The sequence below is a fragment of the Streptomyces sp. NPDC111520 genome (assembly GCF_055635295.1).
Window position 1 is genome coordinate 748,832 of sequence record NZ_JBVKBW010000001.1, and the last position, 16,838, is coordinate 765,669.

A 16,838-nucleotide genomic window follows, 5' to 3' on the forward strand; every position below is an offset into this window, starting at 1 on the left:
CGGACGTCGAACGGACCCCAGGACTGCCCATGTCCGTGCCGCTGGCCGGGCTCCCGCCCCGGGTGCGCGTCCACGAGGTCGGCGCACGCGACGGGCTGCAGAACGAGAAGGCCACGGTGCCCACCGCGGTCAAGGCCGAGTTCGTGCACCGCCTGGCCGGCGCCGGGCTCACCACCATCGAGGCGACCAGCTTCGTCCGCCCCGAGTGGGTGCCGCAGCTGGCCGACGCCGAGCAGCTGATGCCGCTGCTGGACGACCTGGGCGACGGGGTCCGGCTGCCCGTGCTGGTGCCCAACCGGCGCGGCCTGGAGCGCGCCCTGGCCCTGGGGGTGCGCGAGATCGCCGTCTTCGGCAGCGCCACCGAGTCCTTCGCCAAGGCCAACCTCAACCGCACCGTCGACGAGTCGCTGGAGATGTTCGCCCCGGTCGTCGCCACCGCCAAGGAGGCCGGGGCGAGGGTCCGCGGCTACCTGTCGATGTGCTTCGGCGACCCCTGGGAGGGTCCCGTGCCCGTCCCGCAGGTCGCCGCGGTGGCCCGCCGGCTCCTCGACCTGGGCTGCGACGAGCTCAGCCTCGGCGACACCATCGGCGTCGCCACCCCCGGTCACGTCGTGGCGCTGCTGGACGCCCTGGGCGGCCTGGACGTGCCCGTCGAACGGCTCGCCGTCCACTTCCACGACACCTACGGCCAGGCACTGTCCAACACCCTGGCCGCGCTCCGGCACGGCGTGACCGTCGTCGACGCCTCCGCAGGCGGCCTCGGGGGCTGCCCCTACGCCAAGAGCGCCACCGGGAACCTCGCCACCGAGGACCTGGTCTGGATGCTCGACGGCCTCGGTGTCGAGACCGGGGTCGACCTCAGCCGCCTCACCGCCACCAGCGTGTGGATGGCGGAGCAATTGGGCCGACCGAGCCCGTCCCGTACCGTCCGCGCCCTCTCCCACCAGGAGTGACCACAGCCATGACGACCGCCCACCGGCTCCCCGCCGAGTACGAGGAACTCCGCCGCACGGTGGAGGAGTTCGCGCACGACGTCGTCGCGCCCAAGATCGGCGAGTTCTACGAGCACGACGAGTTCCCCTACGAGATCGTCCGCGAGATGGGCCGCATGGGCCTGTTCGGGCTGCCCTTCCCCGAGGAGTACGGCGGCATGGGCGGCGACTACTTCGCCCTGTGCATCGCCCTGGAGGAGCTCGCCCGGGTGGACTCCTCCGTGGCGATCACCCTGGAGGCGGGGGTCTCGCTGGGCGCCATGCCGGTCTTCCGCTTCGGCACCGAGGAGCAGAAGCGCACCTGGCTGCCCCAGCTGACCGCCGGCGAGCAGCTGGGCGCCTTCGGGCTGACCGAGCCGGAGTGCGGATCGGACGCCGGGGGCACCCGCACCACGGCCCGGCTGGACGAGGCGACCGGTGAGTGGGTGATCAACGGCACCAAGAGCTTCATCACCAACTCGGGCACCGACATCACCGCCCTGGTCACCGTGACGGCGGTCACCGGCCGCAAGGAGGACGGCCGCCCGGAGATCTCCTCGATCACCGTGCCGTCGGGCACCCCGGGCTTCACGGTGTCGAAGAAGTACAGCAAGGTCGGCTGGAACGCCTCCGACACCCGGGAGCTGTCCTTCTCCGACTGCCGCGTGCCCGCCGCCAACCTGCTGGGCGAGCGGGGCAGGGGCTACGCCCAGTTCCTGCGCATCCTGGACGAGGGCCGGATCGCCATCGCCGCGCTGGCCACCGGTCTCGCGCAGGGCTGCGTGGACGAGTCGGTCCGCTACGCCAAGGAGCGCACGGCCTTCGGGCGCCCGATCGGCGGCAACCAGGCGATCTCCTTCAAGCTCGCCGACATGGAGACGCGCGCCCACACCGCCCGGCTGGCCTGGCGGGACGCCGCGTCCCGGCTGGTGGCCGGCGAGCCCTTCAAGAAGGAGGCGGCGATGGCCAAGCTCTACTCCTCGGAGATCGCGGTCACCAACGCCCGCGAGGCCACCCAGGTGCACGGCGGCTACGGCTTCATGAACGAGTACCCGGTCGCCCGCATGTGGCGGGACTCCAAGATCCTGGAGATCGGTGAGGGCACCAGTGAGGTGCAGCGCATGCTGATCGCGCGCGAGCTCGGCCTTCCGGCGTAGTTCCACCCCCTCCCTGCCCGATATCGGGCAGAAATCTTGCGATCAGCCTCCTCCGTCCCTCAGTATCGACCGGTGCTCGAACGCCGGACGACCCACGACGACCTCGTCGACCACCTGGTGCGGACCACGCCGCTGCAACGCGGTGAGGCCGCCCGGGTGGTCCTCGACGTCCTGGCGTACTTCGACGAGCCCGCCGAGGACTACGTGCGGCGCCGCCACCGCGAGCTGCAGGCCAAGGGTCTGCAGAACGCGGAGATCTTCGAGCGGATCACGGCCGAGCTGCCGCACCGGGCGGTCACCCCGCCCGCGTACTCATTGCGGCAGCTGCGCCGCATCGTCTACGGCTGACAGGGAGACCGGGCCGCCTCGTGCGACCGGGAGGGACGGAAACATGTGTGGAATCGTCGGCTACATCGGGAAGCGTGACGTGGCCCCGCTGTTGCTGGAGGGCCTGCAGCGGCTGGAGTACCGCGGATACGACTCCGCGGGCATCGTGATCTCCGGCCGGTCCGGCGGGCTCAAGGCCGTCAAGGCCAAGGGCCGGGTCCGCGAGCTGGAGGCCCGGGTCCCCAAGCGCTTCGCCGGCACCACCGGCATAGCCCACACCCGCTGGGCCACCCACGGCGCCCCCAGCGACGAGAACGCCCACCCGCACCTCGACACCGAGGGCAAGGTCGCCGTCGTCCACAACGGCATCGTCGACAACGCCGACGAACTGCGCGCCAAGCTGATCGCGGACGGCGTGGTCTTCGCCTCCGAGACCGACACCGAGGTCATCACCCACCTCGTCGCCCGCTCCCAGGCCGCCTCCCTGGAGGAGAAGGTCCGCGAGGCGCTGAAGGTCGTCGAGGGCACCTACGGCATCGCCGTGATGCACGCCGACTTCCCCGACCGGATCGTCGTGGCCCGCAACGGCTCGCCGGTCGTCCTCGGCATCGGCGAGAAGGAGATGTTCGTCGCCTCCGACGTCGCCGCGCTGATCTCCCACACCCGCCAGGTCGTCACGCTCGACGACGGCGAGATGGCCACCCTGAAGGCCGACGACTTCCGCACGTACACGACCTCGGGCACCCGCACCACCGCCACCCCGGAGACCGTGGAGTGGGAGGCCGCCTCCTACGACATGGGCGGTCACGACACGTACATGCACAAGGAGGTCTGCGAGCAGCCCGACGCGGTCGACCGTGTACTGCGCGGCCGGATCGACGACAAGTTCTCCACCGTGCACCTGGGCGGCCTGAACCTCGACGCCCGCGAGGCCCGCGGCATCCGCCGTGTGAAGATCCTCGGCTGCGGCACCTCGTACCACGCCGGAATGATCGGGGCCTCGCTGATCGAGGGCCTGGCCCGCATCCCGGCCGACTCCGAGCCGGCCTCCGAGTTCCGCTACCGCAACCCGGTCGTGGACCCCGACACGCTCTACATCGCCGTCTCGCAGTCCGGTGAGACCTACGACGTGCTGGCGGCGGTCCAGGAGCTCAAGCGCAAGGGCGCCCGCGTCCTCGGCGTGGTGAACGTGGTGGGCTCCGCCATCGCCCGGGAGACCGACGGCGGCGTGTACGTGCACGCCGGCCCGGAGGTCTGCGTCGTCTCCACCAAGTGCTTCACCAACACCGTCGTCGCCTTCGCGCTGCTCGCCCTGCACCTCGGCCGCATCCGCGACCTGTCGGTGGCCGACGGCAAGCGGATCATCGAGGGCCTGCGCAGGCTGCCCGCGCAGATCCAGGAGATCCTCGCGCAGGAGGAGGACATCAAGAAGCTGGCGGCCGAGTACGCGGACGCCAGGTCGATGATGTTCATCGGCCGGGTGCGCGGCTACCCGGTGGCGCTGGAGGCCTCGCTGAAGCTGAAGGAGATCTCCTACATCCACGCCGAGGCGTACCCGGCCTCCGAGCTCAAGCACGGGCCGCTGGCCCTGATCGAGCCCGCGATGCCGACCGTGGCGATCGTCCCGGACGACTCGCTGCTGGAGAAGAACCGCGCCGCGATGGAGGAGATCAAGGCCCGCAGCGGACGGATCCTGGCGGTCGCGCACCAGGAGCAGGAGAAGGCCGACCACACCATCGTCGTCCCGAAGAACGAGGACGAGCTCGACGCGATCCTCATGGGCATCCCGCTCCAGCTGCTGGCGTACCACACGGCGCTGGCCCTGGGCCGCGACATCGACAAGCCGCGCAACCTGGCGAAGTCCGTGACGGTCGAGTAGCCGGCGGCCCCGGTCACGACGAGGCCCCCGCGCCGTTGCCCGGCGCGGGGGCCTCGTCCTCGTTCCCGAGGGTCAGGCCGCGTGCCCGCGGCGCGGCACGGACAGCCGCCAGCCGTCGGCGAGGGCGCGCCGGCCCCACGCGGCGTTGGTGAGCAGTGCGGTCCCGCCGTACCAGGCGACCGCGCCGGCCGCGAGGGCGACCCAGCCGGCCACCTTGCCGAGGCCGCCGTTGGATGCGAGTGCGGCGACACCGGACAGGGCCGTGGCGACGGTCAGCAGCCCGAAGACCGCCTGCGCCACCCCGCCCATCTGCCAGGCGGCCATCGTCAGGCTGAGCGCCAGCAGCGCCCACAGGAGCATGAAGAGCCCGGCGGCCTCCTTGCTCGCACTCGCACCGGACCCCGCCGACCAGGTCACCCAGAAGGCGCCCAGTGAGGCGAAGGCGGTGCCGGTGAAGCCGTTGCCGCCGTAGAACTCCCACATGCCGGCGACGAATTGCGTCACGCCGCCGACGACGAGTGCGAGCCGGGCGGCGTCCGCCGTCGCGGTGTTGTCGAATACGCCGGTGCTGAGCAGCCCGTAGGCGATCAGCGTCAGGCCGAGTGTCAGATATCCCAGAGCCGTCGCGCCGGCTCCTGCGGTGCGTGCCGTGGAGACGTCGTTGTCCACCGCGGGCCCCCTTCGGGTACGAGGGAAGAAACTGCAGACGAGATACCCTTCACAAGGGCACAAGCAATCCCGTGGAGGCCTGATTCAAGGCGTCGTGCACCGAATCGTTATGGAATGACCACGACAGGCCGCTGCGCGCGGCGGGCGAGGCGCCCGGCGACCGACCCGAAGATCTTGCCGATGATCCCGTGTGTCCCACCCACCACGATGGCGTCGGCCTCGTACTCCCGGCCGACCTCCTCCAGCTCGTGGCAGATGTCGCCGCCGCGCTCGACCAGGATCCACGGCACCTCCGACAGGTGGTCGGCGCAGGCGAGTTCCAGGCCCAGCACCTCGGTGCGGTGGTCGGGGACGTCGACGAAGACGGGCGGCTCGCAGCCCGCCCACACGGTCGCCGGGAGCCGGTTGGCGACGTGCACGATGATCAGCGCGGAACCGGACCGGCGGGCCATGCCGATGGCGTACGCGAGGGCCCGTTCACTCGACACGGAGCCGTCGAAACCGACGACCACGCCGTGCCGGAACGCGGGATCACAGGAAGTGCGCGGCTCGCAGTCCGCCTCGGGCACCGCCGCCGATTCGGCGAGCGGCTTTCCTTCGGCGGGCTCGGGGAGCTCGTAACCGGCCATGATGCGGTTTCTCGGCAAGGTCGGCGCCGGGGGCGCCGAGTGGGCGGACAACAACAGTGCGGGGGCCGCGGGACCGGCCTGATTTCGACCGGTAAGGGGCTGCCCTTCCCGCTGACTCCAGAGTACGGCGACTGTGGGCCCCTGCACAGATGCGCAGTCGCCCTCACAGCGTCCCCCTACCCCGGAGTTTCCAGGAGAATGCCGGAGCGGGCGGCGGAGCGCAACGCCCGGTCGCCAATCGGACAAGTCACCCCGCGCGCGGCCCTCTCCCACTGTCCGCCTCCGGCCATATCCGGAATCGTCCTCCCGGCCCCACGAGGCGGAGGGGGCGCACTCGTTCCCCGGCCACACAGGGGGCGTACGACGGAGCGCTGACCAGGGGCGCGTACAGGACTTCCCATCATTTTCGGCCAACTTCCCATCCTGGGGCGGGACTTGGGATCATGTGCCACAACCCCCGCCACCACCAGGGCGGAAGCGGAATGAGGGGGCGCACGGGCGTTGTGCGCCGGTTCCCCTCCCGGAAGGCACACTTCACGAGGAGAACGCTTCGTGATCGAATGCTTCACGCCACGTGGTCATGTCGACATACCGGCAGGTGGTGAACTTGCCACTGCGGGTACAGCGGAACGAGTAGATTCGATCTTGAGCGACAACGGCGGGGGACCCGTGCAGGACCGAGAGGACCAGACGACCGAGGGGGGCTTGAGCTCCATGACACAGGAGTCCAGGACCGGCACCATGGCGGAGATCCAGTCGGCCGCCGGCACGTCCACCGCACCGTCCGCGTCGACGGGTACGGCGCACGTCCCGTACGTCCCGGGAGCGTCCGGCGCCCCGGTGAGCACCTCCGTTCCGTCCGGCCCGTCCGCCACCGCCCAACAGGGGCGCGGGCCACGCAAGTTGTCGGCACGGCGCCGTCAGGAGGTGGTCGCCGTCCTGCTGTTCAGCGGCGGGCCCATCTTCGAGAGCTCCATCCCGCTCTCCGTGTTCGGCATCGACCGCCAGGACGCGGGCGTTCCGCGCTACCGGCTGCTGGTCTGCGCCGGCGAGGACGGCCCCCTGCGCACCACCGGGGGGCTGGAGTTGTCCGCCCCGTACGGCCTGGAGGCACTGTCGCGGGCCGGCACGGTCGTCGTGCCCGCCTGGCGCTCGATCTCGCAGCCGCCGCCCGCCGAGGCGCTGGACGCGCTGCGCCGCGCCCACGAGGAGGGCGCCCGCATCATCGGGCTGTGCACCGGTGCCTTCGTGCTCGCCGCCGCGGGACTGCTGGACGGCCGCCCGGCCACCACGCACTGGATGTACGCGCCGACCCTCGCCAAGCGCTACCCGTCCGTCCACGTCGACCCGCGCGAGCTGTTCGTCGACGACGGCGACGTCCTCACCAGCGCCGGCACCGCCGCCGGCATCGACCTGTGCCTGCACGTCGTGCGCAGCGACCACGGCGGCGAGGCCGCCAACGCGCTCGCCCGCCGGCTGGTCGTACCGCCGCGCCGCGGCGACTGGGGCGGCCAGCCCCGGCACCTCGACCGCTCTTTACCCGAGGAGATCGGCGGCGATCCGCTCGCCGAGGTCGTCGCCTGGGCCCTGGAGCACCTGCACGAGCAGTTCGACGTGGAGACCCTGGCCGCCCGCGCCTACATGAGCCGCCGCACCTTCGACCGCCGTTTCCGCACCCTGACCGGCAGCGCGCCCCTGCAGTGGCTGATCACCCAGCGCGTCCTGCAGGCCCAGCGGCTGCTGGAGACCTCCGACTACTCCGTGGACGAGGTCGCCGCGCGCTGCGGTTTCCGCTCGCCCGTCGCGCTGCGCGGGCACTTCCGCCGCCAGCTCGGCTCCTCCCCCGCGTCGTACCGGGCCGCCTACCGTGCCCGGCGCCCGCAGGACGATCCGGACGCCGCCGCGCTCGGCGCCACCCGTGAACCGCGCGGGGCCGAAGCGGCCGGCGGCCCGGTCCCGGCCCCCCGCCGCAGCCCCGTGCCCACCGCGGAACGCGGCAACGGCGGGGTGCTGCAGATCCCGGGGCAGAACGGTCCCGGCACCGGCCCGGGCACGCCCAAGACCGAGGGCGAACCGCCCTACGCGGCGCGCATCCCGGAGCAGCCCGGCAGTCGCTTCGACCCGCGCGAGCCGCACGGCAGCCGGCGTCCGCGGGGCGACCGGGACGGCCGTGACGGGCGCAGTCGCAGCGCGACTATGCCTGCTCCGCGGGATCGCCCCGTAGGGTGAGACGTATGAACGACCGGATGGTGTGGATCGACTGCGAGATGACCGGGCTCTCCCTGGCCCAGGACGCTCTGATCGAGGTGGCGGCGCTCGTCACCGACTCGGAGCTCAACGTGCTCGGCGAGGGGGTGGACATCGTCATCCGTCCGCCGGCCGAGGCCCTGGAGAGCATGCCGGAGATCGTCCGCACGATGCACACCACCTCCGGGCTGCTCGACGAGCTCGACGGCGGGGTGACGCTGGAGGAGGCGGAGAAGCTCGTCCTGGACTACGTGCGCCAGTACGTGACCGAGCCCCGCAAGGCGCCGCTGTGCGGCAACTCGGTCTCCACCGACCGCGGCTTCCTCGCCCGCGACATGCCGGCCCTCGAGCAGCACCTGCACTACCGCATCGTCGACGTCTCCTCCGTCAAGGAGCTGGCCCGCCGCTGGTACCCGCGCGCCTACTTCGCGAGCCCCGAGAAGAACGGCAACCACCGCGCGCTCGCCGACATCCGGGAGTCCATCGCGGAGCTGCGCTACTACCGCGAGGCGGTCTTCGTCCCGCAGCCGGGACCCGACACGGACACCGCGCGTTCGATCGCGGCGAAGTACGTCCTGCCTGCGGAAACGGTGGAGTGAGCGACCCACGGGAAACGTGGCAGCGAGCACCCCGCCGGACCCTGTACACTTTTTCTCGGCCGGTGCGGAGCAGTGACAAGCGCCGGTCGTGGTGGGTGTAGCTCAGCTGGTAGAGCACCTGGTTGTGGTCCAGGATGTCGCGGGTTCGAGTCCCGTCACTCACCCTGACGACTGAGGGCCGGTCCGTGGAAACGGACCGGCCCTCAGTCGTGTGCGGACCTGCTCACGGGCCCGGCCCCCGGCGGTGGCCCGCCGGTCGCGGCGGCCGGGACCACGCGGCCCCGGCCGGGCGGGTCAGCCGGCGACGGCCTCGGCGGCGGCGAGCGCGGGCTGCCAGGGGTACTCGGGCCCGGGCCCGGCGTCGCCGAGCAGCAGCGTGACCCCGGCGGCACGCAGGGTCTCCAGCGAACGCTCGTACTGCGGGTGCTGCATGAGCCCGGCGTTCACGGAGGGCATCGCCACCGTCGGGACGCGCTTGCCGAGGCCCTCGGCGAGGACCCCGGTCACGAAGGTACCCGTGAGGCCCAGCGCCCATCCGTTGATCGTGTTGAAGGTGGCCGGGGCCACCAGGATCACGTCGGCCGGGGGCCAGACCTCGGGCAGGCCGGGCAGCGGGTACTCGTGGCGTACGGGGCGGCCGGTCAGCGCGGCCAGCCCGTCCAGGCTCGGCTCCAGCCAGCGGGCCGCCGTGGGCGTCAGCCCGAGGCACACGTCCCAGCCGCGCACCTGCGCGTCCTCGATGACCCGCGCGACGTCGAAGACGGGCGGGGCGGCACCGGCGAAGAGGTAGAGGGTCCGAGTCATGCGGCCCACCCAATCGCGGGAAGTGGATCTTACGCAACCGTATGCGGGACCGGACGCCCGGCGGCCCTCACGGGGCCCAGTGGTACTTGCCCCCGCCGAGCCAGCGCACGACCTGCGGGTCGTCGAAGTCGACGTGCTCCCGCCCGGCGTCGTGGGCGATGCGGACGACGTCGAGCAGGTCGTGGGCGATGCCGACGGGCTGCCCGTCGATCTGCACGATGCGGAAGGGCGGGTCACCGGCCTGGACGGGGGACACGACGATCAGGGTGCTCACCCGTCCAGCTTGCGGCACCCCGGCACGCGCCGCACCCGCCGCGCCGCGCGCCCGAAGTGGCCCCGCCGCGCGGCGGGCGAATGGCCCTCGGCAGGCCCGTCCCGGCGCTCGTAGCGTGGGGGGCATGAGCACCGACTCCTCCCGTACGGCCCTTGCCTCCCGTACCGCCCTCGCCTCCCGTCTGCGCGCCCTGCACGTGCCGGGCGACCCGCTGGTCCTGCCGAACGTCTGGGACTGCGCCTCCGCGCTCGCCGTGGCCGACGCGGGCTTCCCCGCGGTCGCCACCGGGAGCGCCGCCATGGCGCCCGTCCTGGGGTACCAGGACCGGGAGGGCACCCCCGCGGAGGAGATGCTCGCCGCGGTGGCCCGCATCGCCCGGGCCGTCCGCGTGCCGGTCACCGCCGACATGGAACGGGGCTACGGGATGGCGCCCGCGGAGCTGGCGGAGCGGCTGGCCTCGACCGGCGCCGTGGGCTGCAACCTGGAGGACACCGACCACCGCACAGGCCTCCTGGCCGACGCCGGGGAGCAGGCGGAGTACATCGCCGCCCTGCGCGCGGCGGACCCCGAGCTGGTGATCAACGCCCGGACGGACTGCTTCCTGCGCCACGACGCCGACCCCGCGCGGCGCCTGGCGGAGGCGGTGGAGCGGGCACGGGCGTACCTGGCGGCCGGTGCGGACTGCGTCTACCCGATCGGGGCGCTGGACGAGCCGGCCGTGGCGGCCGTCAGCGAGGCCGTGGACGGCCGTCCGGTCAACGTTCTGTCCCGGCCCGGCGGGCCCTCACGGGCCCGTCTGGCGGAGCTGGGGGTGGCCAGGATCAGCTTCGGTCATCAGCTCCACCAGCTGGTCCAGGGGTACTTCGCCGGTCTCCTGGCGGCGGTCGCACGCGGGGACAGCCCGTTCACGCAGGCCTGACGGGCCGTCAGCCGTCCGTGCGCGGCGGCGACTCGTCGTTGCCGCGCCGGATCGTGCGCAACGGGCCGCCGGGCCGCCACACCTGCAGGACGAGGTCGGGGTCCTCGACGTAGGTGCGTACGACCTCGGCGATCTCGGCGCGGAAGAGGTGGAAGGGCCCCTCGGGCACCGTCACCTCGCCGGTGAAGCGGGCGAGCGCCGCCGGGTCGGTGACCTCGACGGCGCGCCCGGAGATCCGCACGTCGCCGCCGTCCATGGAGGTGTCCGGGCCGGGGTTGACGTGGAGCGCGAAGCGCGGGTCGCGCCGCAGGTCGAGGGCCTTGCGGGAGCGGGGCATCATGCCGAGCCACAGCTCGCCGAACCGGAACTCGGCCTCGATGCCGCTGAGCCGGGGAGCGCCGTCGGCGCGGAGGGTGCCGAGGACGTGGTGCTTGTAGCCGCCGAATCGGGTGCGCACGGCCTCGGCGAGGCCGGGCTGCGCTTCCTGGAAGTCTGTCCAGCTGGTCGTCATGCCGCCATGCTGCCCGGCATACCCGACATCCTCTGTCGGCATTGCCGGGGCGGCGTCACTCCTCGCCCGGAAGGCGGCGGGCCGGGGCGTCGCCCTGTCCCTGGCGGGCCGCCTGCCAGATGCCGCGCAGGCGGTCCAGCTCGGCCAGTTCAGCACGCGACCAGGTGCGCCGGCCCGCGACGTACCGCCGTATGGCCTCATTGGCGGCTTCGACGGATCGGCGGTCAAGAACAACGGTCGGTGGCATGCCTTGATTTTAGGAGAGAGGTGTGACAAAGAGCCCTGGTTGACGGCCTCGTGGGCCCATGTCACACCGTGAGCCTCCTCACTTGACATCCTCCCCGTCCCAGAGGGCGGGGATTCCTGGCTCACGTGGGCTGGGGACCAGCGGTCCTCCAGCGCTTACACGATCGGGCACCAGCCGGGTTGAGACCAGCCCGGACCAGCATCACGCGTGCGGAGTTCTGGACACCTTCGCAGCGGCACGGCGGGCCTTCCGGTACCCGCCGGTGTCTGGCCTGTTCCGTGGGGTACGCCGACGGGCCATCGTCCTCCGGTACCGCGCGAGGCGCTGCGCGGCGCTCTTCCCGTGCTGGGCGTGCGGCAGGTCGTGGGCGTCGCTGGTCGTGGTGGCGGTCTCACGCACGCCCCAGTCGATACCGATCACTGCGCCGGTGGCGGGCAGCGGCTCTGTGGTTGTGGCGACGACGAACGAGGCGTACCAGTGGCCAAGGCTGTCCCGGTACACCCGCACCGACGAGGGTGCGGAGGGCAGGTCGCGGGACCACACCACCGTCACAACGATGCCGCCCGCCAGGTGCAGGCGTCCGTCCTTGAGCCTGAAACCGCGGGTGGTGTGGTTCAGCGTCGGGGCGGCCTCGCGCTTGCGCTTGACCCGGGGCATCCCGGCCCGCTGCCGCATCGGCAACCCCGCCGCGATGTCCTTCAACGCCTTGGCACGGGACTTGGCGAAGTCCCGGATGACCTGCTGCTGCGGCACCGAGCTGCCCTCCCGCAGCCACGCCATCGACCGCCGCGCCTCGGTCAGCATCCTGTCCAGCTGCGCGGGACCGCACGTCACCTTCTGCTCGGCGGTCCTGTTCAGGCGGTGGACCTTGCGGGACACCGCCACGCACTCGTTCCACACCCACCGGCATCGCGCCCACTCCGCCTCCAGGCCGGCCCGCGCGGTGGACGACACCCGCAGCCGAAAGGTGAACCGGGCAGGCCCGGACCCCTGCTCAGCCATCGCCGTCGACGTCACACCCCGGAACCTAACAGCCCGCACCGACAACAAAAGGGAACGCAGGTCAGATCGGACGTGCAGAGAGCTCCGGCACTCCGGCCCCGCGGCGGTCAGGCCGACTCGCGGCGCACGAGCTCCGTCGACAGCACCACCTGCCGGCGGGTGGCGGTGCTCGCCGCGATCTCCTCCAGCAGTACCCGCGCCATGGTGCGGCCCATCTCCTCGATCGGCTGCCGCACGCTGGTGAGCGGCGGGTCGGTGTGGCGGGCGATGGCCGAGTCGTCGAAGCCGATCAGCGCCACGTCGTCGGGCACGCGCCGCCCCTTCTCCCGCAGCACCTGCAGCGCTCCGCTGGCCATCACGTCGGAGGCCGCGAAGACCGCGTCGACGTCCGGCCGGCGCTCCAGCAGCGCCCGCATCGCGGCACGCCCGCCCTCCTCGGTGAAGTCGCCGGCCGCGACCAGCGCGTGGTCGTGGGCCAGTCCGGCACCCTCGACCGCCTGGCGGTAGCCGTCGAGCCGGGAGCGGGCGACGTACATGTCCAGGGGCCCGGTGATGGTGGCCACCGCCTTGCGCCCGCGCCCCAGCAGGTGGGCGACGGCCGAACGGGCGCCGCCGACGTTGTCGGAGTCGACGTACGACACCGACTCCAGGTCGGAGCGGCGGCCGCTCAGCACCGTCGGCATCTCCAGCTGCTCCAGCAGGTCGGGCAGCGGGTCGTCCTCGTGCACCGAGACCAGCAGGACGCCGTCGACCCGGTGCGCGCCGAGGTACTGGGCGAAGCGCTGCCGTTCCTTGGGCGTCCGCAGCAGCGTGAGCAGCAGCTGCATGTCGGTGTCGGCGAGCTCGGCGCCGACGCCCCGGATGATGTCGGAGAAGTACGGCTCGGCGAAGAGCCTGGTCTCCGCCTCCGGGATGACCAGGGCGATCGCGTCCGTCCGGTTGCCCGCCAGGGCGCGCGCCGCGCGGTTGGGGACGTAGCCGAGCTCGGCGATGGCGGCCTCGACCGCGGTCTTGGCGCGGTCGCTCACCCGGGGCGATCCGTTGATCACCCGGGAGACCGTGCCGCGGCCCACTCCGGCACGCGCGGCGACCTCCTCAAGCGTCGGCCTGCCGCTGCGCCGTCCGCCGATCACCATTGCGGCCTCCCAATCACGAGGTGGTAACTGCGCCAACTTAGAGCGTCTGCTCCCTTGACACCTCATCGGGGAACGGAGACTCTTCAACACATCACGTATGGGAGCGCTCCCACACTATCGAACACGTACACTTCCCGCACGTACCCGGAGGACCCGAATGCGCACGACAAGGAAGTCGTCCCGGCCGCGAGGCCGTACCGCGGCCGTCGCGATAACCGCGGTGGCAGCGCTGGGAGTGAGCCTGCTCGCCGGCTGCTCCAAGGACAGCGACGAGCCGGCCAAGGCCGGTGGCTCGGAGGGTGACGGCAAGGGCAAGATCACCCTCACGGTCGGCACCTTCGGTGTCTTCGGCTACAAGCAGGCCGGTCTGTACGAGGAGTACGAGAAGGCGCATCCGAACATCACGATCAAGGAGAACGTGATCGAGCGGAACGACGCCTACTACCCGCAGCTGCTGACCCACCTCGCCGCCGGCAGCGGCCTGAGCGACATCCAGGCCATCGAGGTCGGCAACATCAACGAGGTCGTCACCACCCAGGCGGCGAAGTTCGAGGACCTCTCCAAGGCCGAGGGCGTCGACAAGTCGAACTACCTCGACTGGAAGTGGGCGCAGGCCAGCACCTCCGACGGCAAGACGGTCGCGCTCGGCACCGACATCGGCCCGATGGCCATCTGCTACCGCACCGACCTGTTCAAGGCGGCCGGTCTGCCCACCGACCGCGAAGAGGTCGGCAAGCTGTGGGCCGGTGACTGGAGCAAGTACCTGGACGCGGGCAAGACCTACACCGAGCACGCGCCCAAGAACACCACGTTCCTGGACTCGTCCGCCGGTCTCTACCAGGCGATCAGCAACTCCGCCTCCGAGCGCTACTACGACAGCAGCGGCAAGGTCATCTACAAGACCAGCCCCTCCGTGAAGGAGGCCTGGAACCTGGCCATGGAGGCCACCACCGGCAAGATGACCGCCAAGCTGAAGCTGTTCGACAAGGCCTGGGACCAGGGCTTCGCCAACGGCCGCTTCGCCTCGCTCCCCTGCCCGTCGTGGATGCTCGGCTACATCCAGGAGAAGGCCGGCGACGCGGGCAAGGGCAAGTGGGACGTCGCCGCCGCGCCGAAGCCCGCCAACTGGGGCGGCTCCTTCGTGGGCGTGCCCTCGGCCGGCAAGAACAAGGCGGAGGCCGTCAAGCTGGCCGCGTGGCTGACCGCCCCCGCCCAGCAGGCCAAGGTCTTCGCCAAGCAGGCGAGCTTCCCGAGCGCCCCGGGCGCCTATGACCTGCCCGAGGTCAAGGACGCCAAGCACGAGTACTTCAACAACGCGCCGATCGGCCAGATCTTCGCCGACGCGGCCAAGAGCATCCCGACCCTGGTGATCGGCCCGAAGGACCAGCAGATCTACACGGCCATCACCGACGTCGGCATCCTGCAGGTCGAGCAGCAGGGCAAGACCCCTGCTCAGGGCTGGGCGGCTGCCGAGAAGGAAATCGACAACGCACTGGACCAGTGACCCGCATGGCTTCGGAGACCTCCGACATGACCGCAGTGACCGCGCCCCCCTCCGAGGGGGGCGCGGCCCCGCGCGGCGGCTCCGGCCGTCCGCGCGACGCACGTGACGAGCGACGCGGCCGCTGGCGCAGCCGCCGCTACCGGTGGGACGTCAAGGCGATGCCGTACGCCTTCGTCTCGCCCTTCTTCCTGTTCTTCGCCGCCTTCGGCCTCTTCCCGCTGATCTACACGGGCTGGTCCTCCTTCTACCGGGTGGAGCTGACCAACCTCGACGCGCGCGAGTTCGTCGGCTTCCACAACTACACCCGTCTGCTGGAGGACGAGTTCTTCTGGAACGCCCTGAAGAACACGTTCACCATCGGTGTGATCTCGACCGTCCCGCAGCTGCTGATCGCGCTGGGCCTGGCCCACCTGCTCAACTACAAGCTGCGCGGCTCGACCTTCTTCCGGGTCGCGATGCTCACCCCGTACGCCACCTCGGTCGCCGCCGCGACGCTGGTCTTCACGCTGATGTTCGGCACCGACTACGGCATGATCAACTGGGGCCTCGAGCACCTCGGGTTCAGCAACCACATCGACTGGCGGGCGGGCACCTGGTCCTCGCAGATCGCGGTCTCGTCGATCGTGATCTGGCGGTGGACCGGTTACAACACCTTGATCTACCTGGCCGCGATGCAGGCCGTGCCGCACGACCTGTACGAGTCCGCCGCGCTGGACGGCGCCTCGCGCTGGCAGCAGTTCCGCCATGTGACGATCCCGATGCTGCGGCCGACGATCCTCTTCACGATCGTGGTCTCGACGATCGGTGCCACCCAGCTCTTCGGCGAACCGTTCCTCTTCGGCGGCCCCGGCGGCGAGAAGGGCGGCTCCTCCCACCAGTTCCAGACGCTGGGCCTGTACCTGTACGAGCAGGGCTGGACGAACTACCACCTCGGGCGGGCCTCGGCCATCGCCTGGGCGATGTTCCTGCTCCTGCTGCTGATCGCCGCCGTCAACGGGCTGGTCGCCCGCTGGCTGCGCAAGAACCACGAGGGGTGACGACGATGGCCACCATCTCGACCAACCCGGCGGATCAGGCGGCCGGCGCGGCGGACGCGCCCCGCAAGGCCAAGCGCCGCACCCCCGGGGCGCCCAAGGCCGGACGGCAGCTGCACGCGGGCCCGTTCACCTACATCGTGCTGATCGTCTTCACCGCGATATCGCTCTTCCCCCTGGTGTGGACCGCGATCGCCGCCTCCCGGACGAACTCGCGGCTGGCGCAGACCCCGCCGCCGTTCTGGTTCGGCTCGAACCTCTTCAGCAACCTGCAGACCGCGTGGACCGAGGCCAACCTCAGCACGGCGCTGCTGAACACGACCATCGTCGCGGGCAGCATCACCATCGGCACGGTGCTGTTCTCCACGATCGCCGGCTTCGCCTTCGCCAAGCTGCAGTTCAAGATGAAGAACTTCCTGCTGATGCTGACCATCGGCACCATGATGGTGCCGCCGCAGCTGAGCGTGGTGCCGCTGTTCCTGTGGATCGCGGACCTCGACTGGACGAACCACCTCCAGGCGGTCGTCCTGCCGACCTTCGTCAGCGCCTTCGGTGTCTTCTTCATGCGGCAGTACCTCTCCCAGGCGCTGCCCACCGAGATCATCGAGGCCGCCCGCGTCGACGGCGCCAGCAGCCTGCGGATCGTCTGGCACGTGGTCTTCCCGGCCGCCCGGCCCGCGATGGCGGTCCTGGGCATGCTGACCTTCGTCGCGGCCTGGAACGACTTCTTCTGGCCGATCATCGCGTTGACCCAGGAGAACCCGACCGTGCAGGTCGCGCTCACCAGCCTCGGCCGCGGCTACATCCCCGACGAGTCCGTCATCATGGCCGGCGCGCTGCTCGGCACGCTCCCCCTGCTGCTGGTCTTCGTGATCTTCGGCAAGCAGATCGTCGGCGGCATCATGCAGGGCGCGGTCAAGGGCTGAGCC

Annotated in this window: 17 protein-coding genes, 1 tRNA gene and 1 pseudogene; 11 read left to right on the forward strand and 8 right to left on the reverse strand. The window is 71.3% G+C overall.

Annotation, left to right across the window (positions count from 1 at the left end):
• The first annotated feature begins 29 nt into the window (after positions 1–29).
• The 4 genes from ACZ7MY_RS03385 (at position 30) to glmS (ending at position 4,334) form a co-directional block, all read left to right on the forward strand.
• Complete coding sequence (locus ACZ7MY_RS03385; protein WP_499599368.1) at positions 30–953, forward strand: hydroxymethylglutaryl-CoA lyase; 924 nt, start codon at positions 30–32, stop codon at positions 951–953.
• A gap of 8 nt (positions 954–961) precedes the next feature.
• Positions 962–2,128: an acyl-CoA dehydrogenase family protein gene (locus ACZ7MY_RS03390; RefSeq protein WP_499599139.1), complete on the forward strand. Its 1,167-nt coding sequence runs from the start codon at positions 962–964 to the stop codon at positions 2,126–2,128.
• 72 nt (positions 2,129–2,200) lie between these two features.
• Positions 2,201–2,476, forward strand: coding sequence for a hypothetical protein (locus tag ACZ7MY_RS03395; RefSeq protein ID WP_499599141.1), 276 nt, complete (start codon positions 2,201–2,203; stop codon positions 2,474–2,476).
• A gap of 43 nt (positions 2,477–2,519) precedes the next feature.
• A complete protein-coding gene (gene glmS, locus ACZ7MY_RS03400; protein ID WP_499599143.1) occupies positions 2,520–4,334 on the forward strand; it encodes a glutamine--fructose-6-phosphate transaminase (isomerizing) in 1,815 nt (604 codons plus the stop codon).
• A gap of 72 nt (positions 4,335–4,406) precedes the next feature.
• On the opposite strand, the gene ACZ7MY_RS03405 is transcribed toward glmS, so the two are convergent.
• The gene (locus ACZ7MY_RS03405) at positions 4,407–5,003 is read right to left on the reverse strand and encodes an acetate uptake transporter (protein ID WP_499599144.1); all 597 of its coding nucleotides are present in this window, start codon (positions 5,001–5,003) and stop codon (positions 4,407–4,409) included.
• 107 nt (positions 5,004–5,110) lie between these two features.
• Positions 5,111–5,632 (reverse strand): universal stress protein, encoded by a 522-nt coding sequence (locus tag ACZ7MY_RS03410; protein WP_499599145.1) that lies wholly within the window; start codon positions 5,630–5,632, stop codon positions 5,111–5,113.
• A 714-nt stretch (positions 5,633–6,346) separates the two neighbouring features.
• Here ACZ7MY_RS03410 and ACZ7MY_RS03415 point away from each other — a divergent pair.
• From ACZ7MY_RS03415 to ACZ7MY_RS03425, 3 genes are all read left to right on the forward strand, one after another.
• Positions 6,347–7,861, forward strand: coding sequence for a helix-turn-helix domain-containing protein (locus ACZ7MY_RS03415; RefSeq protein WP_499599147.1), 1,515 nt, complete (start codon positions 6,347–6,349; stop codon positions 7,859–7,861).
• A 5-nt stretch (positions 7,862–7,866) separates the two neighbouring features.
• Positions 7,867–8,478, forward strand: a complete 612-nt coding sequence (orn, locus tag ACZ7MY_RS03420; RefSeq protein WP_499599149.1) for an oligoribonuclease — start codon at positions 7,867–7,869, stop codon at positions 8,476–8,478.
• 91 nt (positions 8,479–8,569) lie between these two features.
• A tRNA-His gene (locus ACZ7MY_RS03425) sits at positions 8,570–8,642 on the forward strand.
• 130 nt (positions 8,643–8,772) lie between these two features.
• Here the strand turns inward: ACZ7MY_RS03425 and ACZ7MY_RS03430 are convergent.
• Positions 8,773–9,282, reverse strand: coding sequence for a flavoprotein (locus ACZ7MY_RS03430; RefSeq protein ID WP_499599151.1), 510 nt, complete (start codon positions 9,280–9,282; stop codon positions 8,773–8,775).
• A gap of 67 nt (positions 9,283–9,349) precedes the next feature.
• Positions 9,350–9,556 (reverse strand): hypothetical protein, encoded by a 207-nt coding sequence (locus tag ACZ7MY_RS03435; protein WP_499599153.1) that lies wholly within the window; start codon positions 9,554–9,556, stop codon positions 9,350–9,352.
• Between the two features lie 124 nt (positions 9,557–9,680).
• On the opposite strand from ACZ7MY_RS03435, the gene ACZ7MY_RS03440 reads away from it, so the two are divergent.
• The gene (locus tag ACZ7MY_RS03440) at positions 9,681–10,475 is read left to right on the forward strand and encodes an isocitrate lyase/PEP mutase family protein (protein ID WP_499599154.1); all 795 of its coding nucleotides are present in this window, start codon (positions 9,681–9,683) and stop codon (positions 10,473–10,475) included.
• 7 nt (positions 10,476–10,482) lie between these two features.
• Here ACZ7MY_RS03440 and ACZ7MY_RS03445 read toward each other — a convergent pair whose 3' ends face one another.
• The 4 genes and pseudogenes from ACZ7MY_RS03445 to ACZ7MY_RS03460 all read right to left on the reverse strand — a co-directional run bounded on the left by ACZ7MY_RS03445 (position 10,483) and on the right by ACZ7MY_RS03460 (position 13,371).
• Positions 10,483–10,986 carry a pyridoxamine 5'-phosphate oxidase family protein gene (locus ACZ7MY_RS03445; protein ID WP_499599156.1) on the reverse strand — a complete coding sequence of 168 codons (504 nt, stop codon included), beginning with the start codon at positions 10,984–10,986 and terminating at the stop codon, positions 10,483–10,485.
• Positions 10,987–11,041: 55 nt separating this feature from the next.
• Positions 11,042–11,233 (reverse strand): hypothetical protein, encoded by a 192-nt coding sequence (locus ACZ7MY_RS03450; protein WP_499599158.1) that lies wholly within the window; start codon positions 11,231–11,233, stop codon positions 11,042–11,044.
• A 216-nt stretch (positions 11,234–11,449) separates the two neighbouring features.
• Positions 11,450–12,235, reverse strand: a pseudogene (locus ACZ7MY_RS03455) (RNA-guided endonuclease InsQ/TnpB family protein); the annotation flags it as partial.
• A gap of 107 nt (positions 12,236–12,342) precedes the next feature.
• Positions 12,343–13,371 (reverse strand): LacI family DNA-binding transcriptional regulator, encoded by a 1,029-nt coding sequence (locus ACZ7MY_RS03460; protein WP_499599160.1) that lies wholly within the window; start codon positions 13,369–13,371, stop codon positions 12,343–12,345.
• Positions 13,372–13,528: 157 nt separating this feature from the next.
• Between ACZ7MY_RS03460 and ACZ7MY_RS03465 the strand changes: the two genes are divergently transcribed.
• Genes ACZ7MY_RS03465 through ACZ7MY_RS03475 form a run of 3 tightly spaced genes read left to right on the forward strand, consistent with a single transcriptional unit; the run spans position 13,529 to position 16,835 of the window.
• Positions 13,529–14,875 (forward strand): ABC transporter substrate-binding protein, encoded by a 1,347-nt coding sequence (locus ACZ7MY_RS03465; protein ID WP_499599162.1) that lies wholly within the window; start codon positions 13,529–13,531, stop codon positions 14,873–14,875.
• A 5-nt stretch (positions 14,876–14,880) separates the two neighbouring features.
• On the forward strand, positions 14,881–15,912 hold the full coding sequence (locus ACZ7MY_RS03470) for a carbohydrate ABC transporter permease (protein ID WP_499599164.1): 1,032 nt from the start codon (positions 14,881–14,883) through the stop codon (positions 15,910–15,912).
• 5 nt (positions 15,913–15,917) lie between these two features.
• A complete protein-coding gene (locus tag ACZ7MY_RS03475) occupies positions 15,918–16,835 on the forward strand; it encodes a carbohydrate ABC transporter permease (protein WP_499599166.1) in 918 nt (305 codons plus the stop codon).
• The last annotated feature ends 3 nt before the right edge of the window (positions 16,836–16,838 follow it).

Bases quoted from the DNA above. Each gene is read 5' to 3' on its own strand.
- orn (WP_499599149.1), top strand. From the start codon at position 7,867: ATGAACGACCGGATGGTGTGGATCGACTGCGAGATGACCGGGCTCTCC.
- ACZ7MY_RS03410 (WP_499599145.1), bottom strand. From the start codon at position 5,632: ATGGCCGGTTACGAGCTCCCCGAGCCCGCCGAAGGAAAGCCGCTCGCC.
- ACZ7MY_RS03475 (WP_499599166.1), top strand. From the start codon at position 15,918: ATGGCCACCATCTCGACCAACCCGGCGGATCAGGCGGCCGGCGCGGCG.
- ACZ7MY_RS03385 (WP_499599368.1), top strand. From the start codon at position 30: ATGTCCGTGCCGCTGGCCGGGCTCCCGCCCCGGGTGCGCGTCCACGAG.
- glmS (WP_499599143.1), top strand. From the start codon at position 2,520: ATGTGTGGAATCGTCGGCTACATCGGGAAGCGTGACGTGGCCCCGCTG.
- ACZ7MY_RS03430 (WP_499599151.1), bottom strand. From the start codon at position 9,282: ATGACTCGGACCCTCTACCTCTTCGCCGGTGCCGCCCCGCCCGTCTTC.
- ACZ7MY_RS03470 (WP_499599164.1), top strand. From the start codon at position 14,881: ATGGCTTCGGAGACCTCCGACATGACCGCAGTGACCGCGCCCCCCTCC.
- ACZ7MY_RS03460 (WP_499599160.1), bottom strand. From the start codon at position 13,371: ATGGTGATCGGCGGACGGCGCAGCGGCAGGCCGACGCTTGAGGAGGTC.
- ACZ7MY_RS03390 (WP_499599139.1), top strand. From the start codon at position 962: ATGACGACCGCCCACCGGCTCCCCGCCGAGTACGAGGAACTCCGCCGC.
- ACZ7MY_RS03465 (WP_499599162.1), top strand. From the start codon at position 13,529: ATGCGCACGACAAGGAAGTCGTCCCGGCCGCGAGGCCGTACCGCGGCC.
- ACZ7MY_RS03440 (WP_499599154.1), top strand. From the start codon at position 9,681: ATGAGCACCGACTCCTCCCGTACGGCCCTTGCCTCCCGTACCGCCCTC.
- ACZ7MY_RS03445 (WP_499599156.1), bottom strand. From the start codon at position 10,986: ATGACGACCAGCTGGACAGACTTCCAGGAAGCGCAGCCCGGCCTCGCC.
- ACZ7MY_RS03415 (WP_499599147.1), top strand. From the start codon at position 6,347: ATGACACAGGAGTCCAGGACCGGCACCATGGCGGAGATCCAGTCGGCC.
- ACZ7MY_RS03450 (WP_499599158.1), bottom strand. From the start codon at position 11,233: ATGCCACCGACCGTTGTTCTTGACCGCCGATCCGTCGAAGCCGCCAAT.